Source organism: Ruegeria sp. 6PALISEP08 (assembly GCF_001238295.1).
Taxonomy (GTDB): Bacteria; Pseudomonadota; Alphaproteobacteria; order Rhodobacterales; family Rhodobacteraceae; genus Ruegeria.
This window is the reverse complement of record NZ_LGXZ01000005.1, coordinates 69,219-83,646: the sequence shown is the minus strand read 5'-3', so window position 1 is coordinate 83,646 and position 14,428 is coordinate 69,219. Positions and strand designations below refer to the sequence as shown.

General features: G+C 56.6%; 14 protein-coding genes. 12 read left to right on the top strand and 2 right to left on the bottom strand.

What is annotated here, in order from left to right:
• Positions 1–100: 100 nt before the first annotated feature.
• The 7 genes from ALB80_RS09140 (at position 101) to ALB80_RS09110 (ending at position 8,707) form a co-directional block, all read left to right on the top strand.
• Complete coding sequence (locus ALB80_RS09140; protein WP_050603753.1) at positions 101–1,054, top strand: dihydrodipicolinate synthase family protein; 954 nt, start codon at positions 101–103, stop codon at positions 1,052–1,054.
• Between the two features lie 106 nt (positions 1,055–1,160).
• Positions 1,161–1,703: a 3-hydroxyanthranilate 3,4-dioxygenase gene (locus ALB80_RS09135; protein WP_050603752.1), complete on the top strand. Its 543-nt coding sequence runs from the start codon at positions 1,161–1,163 to the stop codon at positions 1,701–1,703.
• A gap of 23 nt (positions 1,704–1,726) precedes the next feature.
• Positions 1,727–2,701 (top strand): TRAP transporter substrate-binding protein, encoded by a 975-nt coding sequence (locus ALB80_RS09130; protein WP_050603751.1) that lies wholly within the window; start codon positions 1,727–1,729, stop codon positions 2,699–2,701.
• 63 nt (positions 2,702–2,764) lie between these two features.
• Positions 2,765–3,298, top strand: coding sequence for a TRAP transporter small permease (locus tag ALB80_RS09125; RefSeq protein WP_050603750.1), 534 nt, complete (start codon positions 2,765–2,767; stop codon positions 3,296–3,298).
• Positions 3,295–4,554 (top strand): TRAP transporter large permease, encoded by a 1,260-nt coding sequence (locus ALB80_RS09120; RefSeq protein WP_050603749.1) that lies wholly within the window; start codon positions 3,295–3,297, stop codon positions 4,552–4,554. Before ALB80_RS09125 ends, ALB80_RS09120 begins: the two co-directional genes overlap by 4 nt.
• A gap of 119 nt (positions 4,555–4,673) precedes the next feature.
• Positions 4,674–5,228 (top strand): thioredoxin family protein, encoded by a 555-nt coding sequence (locus tag ALB80_RS09115; RefSeq protein WP_050603748.1) that lies wholly within the window; start codon positions 4,674–4,676, stop codon positions 5,226–5,228.
• A gap of 173 nt (positions 5,229–5,401) precedes the next feature.
• The gene (locus ALB80_RS09110; protein ID WP_050603747.1) at positions 5,402–8,707 is read left to right on the top strand and encodes an adenylate/guanylate cyclase domain-containing protein; all 3,306 of its coding nucleotides are present in this window, start codon (positions 5,402–5,404) and stop codon (positions 8,705–8,707) included.
• A 77-nt stretch (positions 8,708–8,784) separates the two neighbouring features.
• Here ALB80_RS09110 and ALB80_RS09105 read toward each other — a convergent pair whose 3' ends face one another.
• Complete coding sequence (locus ALB80_RS09105) at positions 8,785–9,795, bottom strand: D-cysteine desulfhydrase family protein (protein ID WP_050603746.1); 1,011 nt, start codon at positions 9,793–9,795, stop codon at positions 8,785–8,787.
• A gap of 226 nt (positions 9,796–10,021) precedes the next feature.
• Between ALB80_RS09105 and queC the strand changes: the two genes are divergently transcribed.
• Genes queC through queF form a run of 4 tightly spaced genes read left to right on the top strand, consistent with a single transcriptional unit; the run spans position 10,022 to position 12,249 of the window.
• Positions 10,022–10,720, top strand: a complete 699-nt coding sequence (gene queC / locus ALB80_RS09100; RefSeq protein ID WP_050603928.1) for a 7-cyano-7-deazaguanine synthase QueC — start codon at positions 10,022–10,024, stop codon at positions 10,718–10,720.
• Positions 10,720–11,073, top strand: coding sequence for a 6-carboxytetrahydropterin synthase QueD (gene queD / locus ALB80_RS09095; protein WP_050603745.1), 354 nt, complete (start codon positions 10,720–10,722; stop codon positions 11,071–11,073). The genes queC and queD overlap by 1 nt, the downstream gene beginning before the upstream one ends.
• Complete coding sequence (queE, locus tag ALB80_RS09090; protein WP_050603744.1) at positions 11,070–11,771, top strand: 7-carboxy-7-deazaguanine synthase QueE; 702 nt, start codon at positions 11,070–11,072, stop codon at positions 11,769–11,771. The genes queD and queE overlap by 4 nt, the downstream gene beginning before the upstream one ends.
• A 16-nt stretch (positions 11,772–11,787) precedes the next feature.
• Complete coding sequence (gene queF / locus ALB80_RS09085) at positions 11,788–12,249, top strand: preQ(1) synthase (protein ID WP_050603743.1); 462 nt, start codon at positions 11,788–11,790, stop codon at positions 12,247–12,249.
• 24 nt (positions 12,250–12,273) lie between these two features.
• On the opposite strand, the gene ALB80_RS09080 is transcribed toward queF, so the two are convergent.
• Positions 12,274–12,966, bottom strand: a complete 693-nt coding sequence (locus ALB80_RS09080) for a Crp/Fnr family transcriptional regulator (protein ID WP_050603927.1) — start codon at positions 12,964–12,966, stop codon at positions 12,274–12,276.
• Between the two features lie 185 nt (positions 12,967–13,151).
• On the opposite strand from ALB80_RS09080, the gene hemA reads away from it, so the two are divergent.
• A complete protein-coding gene (gene hemA, locus ALB80_RS09075; RefSeq protein WP_050603742.1) occupies positions 13,152–14,375 on the top strand; it encodes a 5-aminolevulinate synthase in 1,224 nt (407 codons plus the stop codon).
• Positions 14,376–14,428: the final 53 nt, after the last annotated feature.

Below are 14,428 nucleotides of genomic sequence, written 5' to 3'. Positions count from 1 at the left end.
TGGTATAATTTTTTCAGATAGCCATTTCCCTGAAATCGCGCTGGATCGACCGTCTCAATGTGCTTTTCATTGGATCAGAGCCACAGGGACCGCGCAAAAAATGAAATACACAAAAGACGACGCAAAAAATTATGCCCGCGAAAACATGACGGGGATCTGGGCCGCAGCGTTGAATCCGTTCAACGAAGATCTGTCGCTGGATGAGACCGGGCTGCGCGCCAACATCCGCCATTGGATCGACGATCTGGACATTCAGGGCCTGTTCGTCGCTGGCAAACAGGGCGAGTTCTTTTCGATGAACATTGAGGAGCGCAAGCGGAATTTCGAAATTGCCGTCGACGAATGCACGGGCAAGGCCGGGGTGATTGTCTCGGTCTCGGATCAGAACATGAATACGGCGTTGGAGCTGGCGCATCATGCCCAGAATTGCGGTGCGGATTACATCGTGGTCCATGCTCCGGTTCTTAGCTTCGTGCAGGATCGAGGCGAGGTTCTATACCAATACTACAAGCGGTTCTGCGATGAGCTAGACATTGGCATCGCCATGTGGAGCCATCCTGACAGCGGCTATCTGATGCAGCCCGAAGAATGCGCGCGCATTGCGGAATTGCCGAATATCGTTGCAATCAAATATTCGGTCCCACGCGAAATGTATGTGAAGCTGACCCACATGGTAGGCGACAAGATTCATGTCTCAACCTCGGCCGAGCATGAATGGCTGGATAATATCCTGGAACTCGACTGGAAGCTCTATCTTTGCTCCTCTCCACCATATCAATTGCAAAGCAAGATCGATCAGCGGATGAACGAATACACGCGCCTAGCGTTTGCCGGAAAAGCGGATGAAGCGCGACGTGTGTTTGACAGCCTCAATCCTGTCCGGGATGCCATGAAACGCGCGCGCCCAGCGGGTAAGCCCACGGCCTTTGGAAAGTACTGGCAGGAATTGCTGGGTCAGGTTGGAGGCCGCGTACGCCCGCCGATGCTGGAACTGTCTGAAGCCGAAAAAACGATCATTCACAAAGCGTTCGACGAATGCGGCCTGCGCGTCTGAAATGGCTGCGCGTAGAGCTTTATAAAGAAATCTGATAGCTAGATGCTGATAATTTCTTTGCTGTTATGGAAAAACGCGCCAAACTTTCGGCGGTAGGGAGTGGGACATGTCAAAACTGAAAGCATTCAACTTCAAGGCCTGGATCGACGAACACCGCCATCTGCTCAAGCCGCCAGTAGGCAATCGTCAGGTCTGGGAAGATGCCGATCTGATGGTCACGGTTGTTGGCGGGCCGAACAAGCGGACGGATTATCATGACGACCCTGTGGAAGAGTTTTTCTATCAGCTTGAAGGCGACATGGTGCTGAAAATCTTTGACGGAGAGGAGTTCTACGACGTTCCAATCCGCGAAGGCGAGGTTTTCTTGCTGCCACCGCATGTCCGCCATTCGCCGCAACGCCCACAGGAAGGCTCGATTGGGCTTGTGATCGAACCCAAGCGCCAGACGGGCGAGTTGGACGCCATCGAATGGTACTGTTTCGAATGCGGATCACTGGTGCATCGTGCGGAAATGCAGCTAAAGTCCATCGTTGATGACCTGCCTCCGGTTTATCAGAAGTTCTATGCCTCGGAAAAAGACCGCACCTGCCCAAACTGTCAGGCGATGCATCCAGGTAAGGAACCGCCCGAGGGCTGGGTTAAACTGTAAAACAAGATCAAACAGGGGAAGTCATGAAACATTTTGTAAAAATCGCCGCCTCTGCGGCTGTTCTGGCAATGTCATCCGTGGCAGTTCAGGCTGAAGAGTTCCGGTTAGGCCTGATCACGCCACCGCCGCATATCTGGACCAAAGCCGCCGAGTCGTTTGGGGCTGAGCTGAACGAGGCCAGTGGTGGCGCGCATTCAGTTTCGGTTTTCCCGGCGCGTCAGCTGGGGAACGAAGCAGAGATGCTGCAGCAATTGCAGACGGGTGCTTTGGACATGGCCTTCATGACGGTGGCCGAAGTGTCGAACCGTGCGCCTGAGCTGGGGGCGTTTTATGCACCCTATCTGGCAGATGACATTGGGCACGCCGGGCGCATCCTGCGGTCTGACACCGCCAAATCCATGCTGGAGCCATTACCAGGGCAAGTTGGCGTTGTGGGTCTGGGCTATGGGATGGCCGGATTGCGCCAGATCGTCAGTCGCGGAGATGTTTCATCCGCAGAAGATCTGTCTGGCCTGAAGCTTCGGATCACGCCCTTTACGCCGATCCTCGATTTCTACAATGCGGTTGGGGCAGCACCTACACCGATGCCCTTGCCTGCGGTCTATGATGCGCTGGCCAATGGTCAGGTTGATGCAATCGATATGGATGCCGAGCTGATCTGGGTGCTGAAATATTACGAGCACGCCGACACAATCGTGCAGTCGGATCACATGATGTTCCCGATGGTCGGGCTGGTTTCGGCAAAGGTCTGGGCTGGCTTGTCGGAAGAAGACCGGGTGATGATTGCTGAACTGATGGCCAAGCATGTCGACAGCACCATCGACGCGTATGTTGAAAACGATGCCAAATGGTTGGAACAGATCGAGGGCACGGGAAAAGCCTACAAGAAGGTCGATGCCTCGTTCTTTGGCGACGCGATTGAAGAGTGGAACGGGATCTGGTCCGAGAAGACCTCTTCCCTTGACGCTTTGCGGCAGACTGCGGCAGAAACAAAATAACGAAAACGGCATGACGAAAAGGGCGCAGGTCGATCCTGCGCCCTTTCTCACGGGAGAACAGCGATGTTGTATCGGCTGTCGGCTGGCTTGGCGCGGGTCGAATTGTGGTGCGCCGCCTTTCTGGCGGTCTGCATAACAGCTTTAATTTTGCTGAATGTCGTGACGCGTACGGCGGGAAATGCTCTGTTCTGGGTCGATGAGCTGGCGATTTATGCCATGGTCTGGATGACTTTCCTCGGGGCGTCCGCTGCTTTGCATCATCGCAGTTCGGTTTCGATCTCTATTCTCTCCGACAATGTGCCGGATCGCGCGAAACGACTGATCCGCAAGATTGTGGACACCTTCGTGTTTGCCTTTTCCCTGGCGATGCTGTGGTTCTGCTGGCGTTGGTTCCTGCCGCTGGAAATCGCCCGTAGCGGTTTTGACACTGCGGCCTTTCAGGGTCAGACATTCAACTTCATCTATGCCGAGCCGACACTAACCCTGGGCCTGCAAAAATACCTGTTCTGGCTTGTCATGTGGTTGTTTTCACTTGGTGCAACTTTGCATTCCACGATGCACCTGCTGAGCGCCCCGGCGAAGGGGTCGCAGCCATGAGTCCTATCGTCTTTCTGGCTACTCTGTTTCTGTCTGTACCGGTGGCAATCGTGCTGGCCATCACAGCCATCTGGTACATCTGGGAAAGCGGCAACACAGTTCTTTATGACAGCTACGCACAGAAAATGTTCGGTGGGTTGGAAAACTATGGGCTTCTGGCAATCCCCTTGTTCATGCTGACCGGAGAATTGATGAATGAAGGCGGTATGACCCGACGCCTTGTCGCGCTGGCGCGCGTGTTCGTTGGCGGGTTTCGCGGTGGGCTGGCCTATATCAACCTGCTGGCCAACATGTTCATGGCGGCGATCATCGGCTCTGCGACTGCGCAAATCGCGGTGATGTCGCGCGCCATGGTCCCGGCGATGGACGAAGAAGGCTATGATAAAGGCTTCGCCGCCGCGACCACCGCTGCTGGTGGCTTATTGGCCCCGGTTATTCCGCCCTCAATGATGTTTGTGATCTTTGGGGTTCTGGCCCAGATTCCCATCGGCGACATGTTCATTGCCGGTATTTTGCCGGGCCTGCTTCTGGCTGGCGCTTTTGCTTTGGTCATTACCCTGATCGGGTGGCAGCGGCAGTTTCCCAAAGGCCGCTGGATGACGCGGGCCGAGGCTATTCGGTCCCTGATCAGCGCAGTTCCTGCCCTGTTGATCCCCCTTTCGATCATTGGTGGCATCCTGTTCGGGATCGCCACCCCAACCGAGTCCGCCGCGATTGCGTCCTTAATCGCCTTTCTTGTGGGCTGGCTGGTCTATGGCGATCTGAAACCGCAAAACCTGGCCGAAATGTTCAAACGCACCGCTGCCAATGCCTCGATGATCCTGTTCATGATCGCGGCAGCCAGTGTATTTGGCTGGGTTATCATCTACGAAGAGATACCGCAGCATCTGGCCGGGCTGATCACATCTGTTACCTCGAACCCCTTTGTGTTTCTGCTGATCGTGAATCTGGCGCTCTTACTGGTGGGAATGGTGATTGATGGCATTGCTGCGATTATCCTGATCACACCCATCCTGCTGCCCATTGCAACCGGGTCTTACGACATCAGCCCGTATCAATTCGGAATCGTAGCCTGCCTGAATCTTGTGCTTGGCCTGCTGACACCACCTGTCGGGATCGGTCTGTACATCGCCTCATCCATGAGCGGCACCACGCCGGGTGCAATCCTCAAATCGCTCTGGCCTTTCCTTGTCGCGGTGGCTTTGGTTCTGCTTTTGCTCAGCTATTTCCCCAGCCTGTCGACGCTGCTGATCTGAGGGTGATCCCATTGGGCTTTCCGCTCACCCTCATGGCGCAGGAAAACTTGCGCTAAACTTCCAAGCGATTGACCTCTAGACTGATCCAATCACCACCCTTATCGGACGCAAGGTAGAACATGCTGCTGGACACACCAATCTGCGAATTTGGCTGGAAGGCCCCGGACTTCACACTGAAGGATCCCAACGGTCAACCTTTCACCATGTCCGATCATCTGCAAAACGGGCTGCTGATCGCCTTTATTTGCAACCATTGCCCGTATGTCAAAACCCTTGCAGATCGGCTGGCGCGGGACACGGATCTTTTGAGGTCAAAGGGCATTGGCGTCTTGGCGGTGATGTCGAACGATTATCGAGACTACGCAGAAGATGCACCGCCCAGAATGTTGGAGTTCGCGCGAATGAACGGGTTCAACTTCCCCTATCTTGTCGACGAGGATCAATCCGTTGGACAGGCATATAACGCGGTCTGTACACCCGACTTCTTTGGTCTGAATGCAGACGGGTTGCTGCAATACCGTGGACGCCTGGACAATCTGCGCCGTGGCGAATCCGGCGAGCGTGAGCCGGAACTTGTCAACGCGATGCTTCGGATCGCTGAAACCGGGCAAGGCCCCCAAGATCAAACACCCTCGATGGGATGCTCTATCAAGTGGACCAGAGGGAGCTTGTAGGACCCGAGCGATAGACGTGGAACGTTGTTTTGTCCCGATGCACTCTTGACCCACCCTGCCCTGTCGTTCTTGATAAGATCAAACGTCCTTGGCGGCGCAAAGGCCGAACTTGAGGATCAAACAAAAAAGCGGAGAGCATGGCATCACAACACCGATGTCACGTGCGGGATCACATGGCAGATATTGCAGACTGGCTGAGCAAGCATGGCTTATCCAAATATGCTGACGCCTTTTCCCAGCATGAAGTCGAGTTGGGTGATCTTGCCGAACTGAACGATGATGACCTTGTCACCATTGGGTTGCCTTTGGGACCTAGACGGCGTTTCCTGAAGGCCATTCGCGAAGGTGCAAAGGGGCGTTCAGGTCCAGAACCCAATATTGTTGCCGAACGCAGGCAACTGACGGTGATGTTCATTGATCTCGTGGGGTCTACTCCGCTGTCGCAACAACTTGACCCCGAAGATCTGGCCGAGGTTCTGAGGCTGTTCAAGGAAACTTGCGCCGCAGCCGTCGCCGCATATGACGGACACATCGCCAGTTATTATGGCGACGGCATCATGGTGTTCTTTGGGTTTCCGCACGCGCATGAGGATGATCCTCAACGCGCGATACACGCGGGTCTTCGGATTATTCGCGATATCCCCAACTTGCGCACGCATGCCCAGCTTCAGGTGCGTATCGGCATTGCAACCGGTCTGGTCGTCGTTGGCGACCTGCGGGGTGAAAAGATGTTCGAGGATGGCACAGCGATGGGCGAAACCCCAAACCTCGCCGCGCGGCTGCAATCCATGGCCGACCCGGGCACGCTGATCGTTGCGCCGACGACCCACGAACTTGCAGGCGATACGTTTGAATACATTCGCCGTGGAACGTTTCAGTTGAAAGGTTTCGCAAAGGAAGTTGAAGCCTGGCAAGTCACTGGCACGCGCCAAACCCTCAGCCGGTTCATAGCCTCGGATGACACTGCGATGAGCTCGCTTGTCGGCCGAACACTGGAATACAAAACGCTGCACAGCAAATGGGATCTGGCCCAACAAGGACATGGTCAGGTGGCGCTGGTGTCAGGCGAAGCAGGGATCGGAAAATCCCGCCTGATCGAAGAGCTGCACCGAACGATCCCAGACCCATCCTATCAACACGTTCGATTTCAATGCTCTCCCTACCACGATGCAAGTGCACTATATCCCATCATTCGCCAGCTTGAGACCGCAGCGGGATTAAGAATTGACGACAGCGCGGCACAGAAACTGGACAAGTTAAAGCACGCATTGGGCACGCCGTCCGACATCACGCTAAAACTGGCCGCATCGCTTCTGTCTGTTCCATTCGAGGATCAGTTGGGTCCGCTGGATCTGACGCCTGAACAGGTGATGAAACAGACGCTGGACATGTTGGCAGATCATCTGATCGCAACAGCCGGGAAGAGTCCGGTGCTGGTGCTGTTTGAAGATGCACATTGGATCGACCCGACAACAAAAACGCTGCTCGATCTCTTTGTAAAACGCATCGGGGATGCGCCGGTGCTGATGGTGATGAGCTATCGCACGGGCTTTGATCCGGGCTGGACATTCACCTCAAATCTCACCCATGTCGATTTGAAGCAGTTGGGCATTGAACAGATAAAGGAAATCGTTGACGACGTCGCCAATGGCAGACCCGTTCCAAAGGCGGCTTATGATCTGATCACAGCCCGTTCAAACGGGGTTCCTCTATTCGTCGAAGAGGTCACCAAGGACCTTCTGGAGACCGACTTTCTGATTGATGGTGCGGAAACCGTCTCGGCTGACAGTGCGTCGGTATCATCTTCCGTTCCCAAATCCCTGCATGACGCCTTGATGGCCCGTTTGGACCGACTGAGTTCGGCCAAGGAAGTGGCACAGATCGGGGCAGTTATCGGTCCACACTTCTCGTACCCTCTGATCGCGCGGGTCTCGGGTTTGAACGAAGGGGCCTTGCGGGCGGGGCTGGAATTGCTGGAGGATGCAGGCATCGTGAACAGCTCGGACGCAGATCCGGAGGAGACCTTCACTTATCGTCACGCCCTCATTCGCGAAACTGCGTATAACAGCCTTCTGAAACGCGAACGGCGGGGGCTGCATGCCCGTGTGGCCGAGGCCTTGGAAGAGACTGAGCATCACGATGCGGCGGTCGGCCCTGAGATTTTCGCCCACCACTACACGATGGCGGACATGCCGGAACAGGCGATCGATTACTGGTTTCTGGCTGGCCAACGCTCGGCTGAACGTTCGGCGGCGGTCGAAGCGGTGACACAGTTGGGCCGGGCCATCACCTTGCTCGAAAAGGTGGACAAATCCGTTGACCGGGATCGAAACGAAACCCGGATTCAAGTTCTTCGGGCGGGTGTTCTTCGCTCGACCGCAGGCATTGCAGCGGATGAAACAGGAGCGGCTTACGCGCGGATTCGCGACCTGTGCAACCGGCTGGGCGAAACCGAACAACTGTTCCCGGTTCTGAATGGGCTGTACGCGTATCATCTGGTGCGGGGTGAATACAATCTGGCCAAAGCCACGGCAGCACAATTGCTGGACCTGGCAAAACTTGATGAGGAAACGCATCACACCATGATCGCCCACCGGGCCATGGGCGCAGTTTTACTGCATATCGGGCATCTGGAACCAGCTTGTGATCACCTGAAACAGGCGCTGAGCTTGTATGACCCGGAACAGCACAGCCGCCTGGCTTACGTCTATGGTACTGATCATGCCGCCATTACATCTTGCTTTCTGAGCGTCGCGACCTGGCTGCGCGGCGAGCCAGACCGCGCCCTTGATATCCAGCTTCAGGCCGTGTCAGCAGCTCAGGATTTGAAACATGCACACAGTCTGGCGCAGTCATTGACTTATCTATGTATGCTTCACCTTCTGCGGCGCGATCCTGAACAAGTTTATGACGCGGTCTCGCGCCTTGAATCTCTGGCCATCAAACATGCATTCCCGTTCATGTCATTGACGGCCAATGTCTGGCGCAGCTGGGCGGATGCTCAGATTACACCCAACCTTCGGACGATGCACGCGATGCACGATGCGGCACAAGCCTGGTGGGCCAGTGGGGCAGGTAACTACAAGCCTTTGTTCCTGACAGTTCTGGCCGAAGTCGCACTTAAGGCAAACGAAACGCGCACAGCGCAACAGTTTCTGGACGAGGCGCGAACTCAGCAGGATCTGACCAATGAAGGCTGGGCGCAAGCCGAAACAGACCGGATCGAGGCCACTTTGCAGGCCACAGATCACCCCGCCGACCTCTTGTTCGAACGCGCTATTCGAACCGCGCGCAGACAGCAGGCTCGAATGTTCGAACTGCGTACCGCCATCGCGTATCAGCGGACCTGCGAACGTCTCAATTGTGTGCCAGAGACGTCACCGGACATAAGGGGCATTCTGGGCGCAATATCCGGCAGCCCGCAAAACTGCGATATCGCGGAGGCTTTGGCGGCAGTTGATCAAGCGAAGACGCTGTAGGACTTCACGGCCGGCCCGGAGCATACCATAGGTGCTACTGTCGATAGGTCGAACCCGACTGTCGTTTCTTTAATACGTCAGGGCGAAAGCAACTCGTCCTGGTACCCAAATAGCGCCGGTTGACCCCCTGTGTGCAGCAGAATCACTTTCTGCCCCTGCTGCAGAACACCTTGTTCCAGCAAACCCAAAAGCCCCGCGAAGGTTTTGGCTGAATAGACCGGGTCCAAAAAGATTCCCTCGGAACGAGCCATCAGGGTCAGAGCATTGCGCGTGGCAGGACCGATCTGTCCGTATCCCGGAGCCAACGCCCCGTCCCATGTCTGAATGTCATCCATGACCAAAACGGGATCGAAGCCCAGCATATCCGCCAGACGCCCCAGAACCTGTTGCATCCGTACATGTTGCTGGTGCTGATCGCGGCGAACGCAGATGCCATAGACAGGGGCAGATTGCCCGGCAAGCCGCAGCCCTGCCAAGAATCCGCCATGGGTGGAACCGCTGCCGGATGGCACCACAGCCGCTTCAAAATCACTGATCTGGGTCATCAGTTCCGCTGCAGCAGCAACATATCCCAACGCGCCAAGCGGAGGATGATCGATGCCAAGATGAATAACATAGGGCTTTCGGCCTTCGGCCTTCAGCTGATCGGCCCTTTCATGCAAGGCATTGTCTGCGCCGATCTCATCTTCGCCGGTGGGGTAGTGTAAATGTTCGGCCCCCAGAAGACCGGCCAGCAAGACATTTCCCGATCGGTAATAATCTGCACCCATGCCCGGTACGCGCTCTTCCAGCTGAAGGACGGCGTCCATGCCAAGTTTTGCAGCCGCCGCGGCAGCCGAGCGAACAAAGTTCGACTGCACCGCCCCGGTGATCAGGATTGTATCTGCTTTCTGTTGCTGGGCCTCACCCAAATAGAACTCCAGCTGGCGGGTTTTATTGCCACCAAAGCTCAGCCCAGTCAGGTCGTCCCGTTTGATCCACAGATCCAGCCCTAACTGATCCGACAACCGATCAAGCCGCTCGGTCGGCGTCGCGGACGTCATCAATGTGGCGCGGGCAAAGCCCGAGAGCATATCTTCAATCGTCATTATCGTGATCCGTTTTGTCGTCTGCGCACAACCAGCGAAAGATGTCCTTTGGCGCACGATAGACAGGAAGCGAACCAAGCGAAAGAACGCAGAACAGGGTCAGCGCACAGTCGCAGTTATTTTACCGCGCTCGGGTTCGAAAAGCATTGCACTTGAAAAAAAACGCACCTATCGATGCGCCCCGCCGGTCGCAGCCTACCCGGCTAACAAAACAAGGACTGACAATATGAAAACTGCTTTGGTCTGCTCCGGCGGGCTGGATTCGGTTTCTTTGGCCCATGTACTGGCGGCTGAAGGCAACCTGTCTCGACTGATCTCATTCGACTATGGCCAACGCCACACCAAGGAACTGGGTTTTGCCGCCCAATGTGCCGAAAGGCTGGGCGTACCACATCATGTGATTGATTTGCGTTCGGTTGGGGCGTCGCTGACCGGATCTGCCCTGACCGACGATTTGGACGTGCCGGACGGGCATTATGAAGAAGAGACCATGAAGGTCACAGTCGTCCCCAATCGCAACGCCATCATGCTGACCATTGCCTATGGCATCGCGGCGGCAAATGGCGACGCGGCGGTGGCCACCGCCGTGCATGGGGGCGATCACTTTATCTACCCAGATTGTCGCCCCGGCTTCACTGACGCCTTTGACGCCATGCAGCGTGCGGCTCTGGACGGATATGCGGATATCGCGCTGCATGTTCCCTTCGTCCATCGATCCAAATCCGAAATCGTTGCCGAAGGGGCACGGGTGAACACGCCCTTTGCTGAAACATGGTCCTGCTACAAGGGCGGTGATCGGCATTGCGGGCGCTGCGGCACCTGTGTCGAACGGCGCGAGGCATTTGATCTGGCCGGTGTCGAAGACCCCACTGTGTACGAGGACCCCGAATTTTGGCGTCAGGCAATGGAAAGGGAGCGGGCCTGATGTACCGGATCACCAAGGAATTCCACTTTTCGGCCTCGCACCAGTTGACCCACCTGCCAAACGATCACCAATGCGCAAGGATGCACGGGCACAATTATATCGTCGTGGTCGAGCTCGCCTCGGCCCACCTGAACAGCGATGGATTTGTGCGGGACTATCACGAGCTGAAACCGCTCAAAACCTATATCGACGACAGGTTCGACCATCAGCATCTGAACGATGTGCTGGACTGCGCGACCACCGCCGAGAACATGGCGCGCCATTTCTATGACTGGTGCGCCGCGCGCTGGCCCGAAACAGCCGCAGTCAAAGTGTCCGAGACGCCCAAGACGTGGGCCGAGTACCGGCCATGACCCTGCGCATCGCTGAAATTTTCGGCCCAACCATTCAGGGCGAGGGCGCACTGATCGGCCAGCCCACCGTTTTCGTACGTACAGGCGGATGCGATTTTCGCTGCGCGTGGTGTGACAGCCTGCACGCCGTCGACACCGCCTATCGCCACGATTGGAAGGCGATGGAGACCGAGGCCGTCTGGTCCGAGGTACAGCGACTTTCTGGCGGGCAACCCCTGACCGTGTCGCTGTCCGGCGGCAACCCAGCCATTCAGGACTTCGCCCCGTTGATCCAGCGCGGAACGCGGGCAGGCTATCGCTTTGCCTGCGAGACCCAAGGGTCCGTTGCCAAACCGTGGTTTGCCGACCTGTCGATGCTGGTACTCAGCCCCAAACCTCCCAGCAGCGGCGAGGTTATGGATTGGGACGCCTTCGACGCGTGCCTTGCAGTACGGCCCGCGCAGACAGCACTGAAAATCGTCATCTTCAATGACACCGATTTCCAATGGGCAAAGGACGTGGCGGCCCGCTATCCGGACCTGCCGCTTTATCTGCAACCAGGCAACCCGGAAACCGACCCCGATCTGCCCGTCGATCTCACCCAAGCCACCGAGCGGCTGGAATGGCTGATCGACAAAACTCTTGGCTTAGGGTGGTTCGCCCCCCGTATCCTGCCGCAGCTCCACGTGCTGGTCTGGGGCAACAAACGCGGCGTCTGACCATAAGGAGACAGACATGAGCGACATTTACAGCAATCTCACTCAATTGGGCGGCGACACCGTCCTGCCCAACTCGCCGGAACAAGCGGTTCTTGAACGCGTGCGGAACCCGCAGGCGGACGTGGACTATAACGTGCGTTTCACAGCGCCCGAGTTCACCTCGCTCTGCCCGATGACCGGGCAGCCGGATTTCGCGCATCTGGTCATCGACTATGTGCCCGGCGATTGGCTGGTGGAAAGCAAATCACTAAAGCTGTTTCTGGGATCGTTTCGAAACCACGGTGCTTTTCACGAAGATTGCACCGTCTCGATCGCGCGCCGTCTGCAGGAATTTCTCGAACCCCGCTGGCTGCGCATCGGTGGCTATTGGTACCCGCGCGGCGGCATCCCCATTGACGTATTCTGGCAAACGGGGCCCCTGCCGGAAAGCGTGTGGATTCCGGATCAGGGCGTTCCCCCCTATCGCGGGCGCGGTTGACCAAGATGCAGGATCCGAGCGGTGTTACCGCTCGCTCGGGTCGCTATCCGCATAGTCGCGCAGAGTGTCAATATCGTCGATATCTGCGTGGTTTCTGTTGATCTTGACACCAACAGTTTTTAACCGTGAAAACGCGCGGCTCAGGCTTTCGGGTTTCATCCCCAAGCGTCCTGCGATCAGCATCTTGTCGTAGGGAAGTTCCACCTCGCACGCACCACTTTCCCGATCACACAATTCCAGCAGAAATTCCGCAACACGCTGAGCACCGGTCTGCGCCTTCAGCTGCTCAAGCTGTGCCACCAGAGAGTGCAGATGCGTGAAAGTAGCCGCTAGAATCGAAATGCCGATTTCCGGATCTTCCCGCATCAGCGACAACAATACCGGGCTGGGGATATGCATCACTTCACAAGGAGACACAGCTTCGGCAGACACAGGGTATGGCACGTCCCGAAGCGCCACGGCTTCGCCAAAGCTGTCACCTCGCGTAAAAACGCTCACCACCGCTTCAGCTCCGGTCGGCGTAACACGGAACAGTTTGACCCAACCCGCCAGCATAACATGCACTGCCTTGGCCTCTTCCTCTTGCAGGAAGATCGTCTCACCCCGATCATATTTCCGCCAAACGGCCTGACGCAGCAATGAATCGACATGCCTCTCGGGCAAGCTGCGCAATAAAAGTGACTGGCGTGCGATAGCCTTTTGTGCCTCATGTGGCATCAAGGCATCCCCCTGTTTGTCCGTTTCGGGCAGCGCCCGAGTGATCATCCCTAGACAAAGCTATGCCAAAGCGCACTCCGACGTACCACCCCTATTCTTGCATCCAAACTTGACAATTGTCATGTCACGACCAGGTGCGCTGCCTTAAGTTCAGCTCAAAGCCAGTTATCCGGGGAGCATGTCAGATGGACTTCGAGCGATATTTCAGCCAGAGCCTCGACACTTTGAAAGATGAAGGAAACTACCGGGTTTTCATCGATTTGCAACGACGTTGCGGGGCGTTTCCAAACGCCCGGCAGACCGATGGGCCAGTTCAGCGGGATGTGCGGATCTGGTGCTCGAATGACTATCTGGGCATGGGCCAGCATCCGTCGGTGATCAGCGCCATGCACGATGCGCTGGACCGCTGCGGCGCCGGTGCGGGTGGAACGCGCAATATCTCGGGGACTACCCATGACCACGTGCTTCTCGAAGCTGAATTGGCTGACTTGCACGGCAAGGAAGCCGCGCTGCTGTTTACCTCGGGCTATGTTTCCAATTGGGCCGCGTTGGGGACGCTGGCTGCGAAGATTCCGGGGCTGATAGTTTTCTCCGATGCGTTGAACCATGCGTCGATGATCGAAGGCATCCGCCACTCACGGGCGCAGAAGGTGATATGGAACCATAATGACCTTGAGGATCTGGACGCAAAGCTGGCCGCCGCTGACCCCAACGCGCCCAAGATGATCGCCTTTGAGTCGGTCTACTCGATGGATGGCGACATCGCCCCTATCAAAGAGATTTGTGATCTGGCCGACAAATATGGTGCAATGACCTATCTGGACGAAGTGCACGCCGTCGGTCTCTATGGCCCGCGCGGAGGTGGTATTGCCGAACGCGAAGGGCTCATGAATCGCCTGACCGTTATTGAAGGGACGCTGGGCAAGTCCTTTGGTGTAGTCGGCGGATATATCGCCGCCTCTGCCGCCCTGTGCGATTTCGTGCGCAGCTTTGCCAGCGGGTTCATCTTCACCACCGCCCTGCCCCCGTCGATTGCGGCTGGGGCTGCGGCTTCGATCCAGCATCTGAAACAATCGAGCACGGAACGTGACTTGCAAAAACAGCGGGTGGCGCAGGTGCGGGCCCGACTGGACGCCGAAGGCATTCCACATTTGCCCAACCCCAGCCACATCATCCCGGTGATGGTGGGCGATCCGGTGAAATGTAAGTTCATCTCGGACACACTGCTGGAAGAATTCGGCATCTACATCCAGCCCATCAACTATCCCACCGTTCCCAAAGGCACCGAACGTCTGCGGATCACGCCGTCTCCGGTTCATACGGATGAGGATATCGACCATCTGGTCGGTGCGCTGTCAGCCTTGTGGCAACGCTGCCAGATTGCGCGGATGCCTATGGCTGCACAATAGTTCCAAGCACCCCTTTGCATGGAGAACTGCCGCCCTTCGGGGCGGCGTTTTTT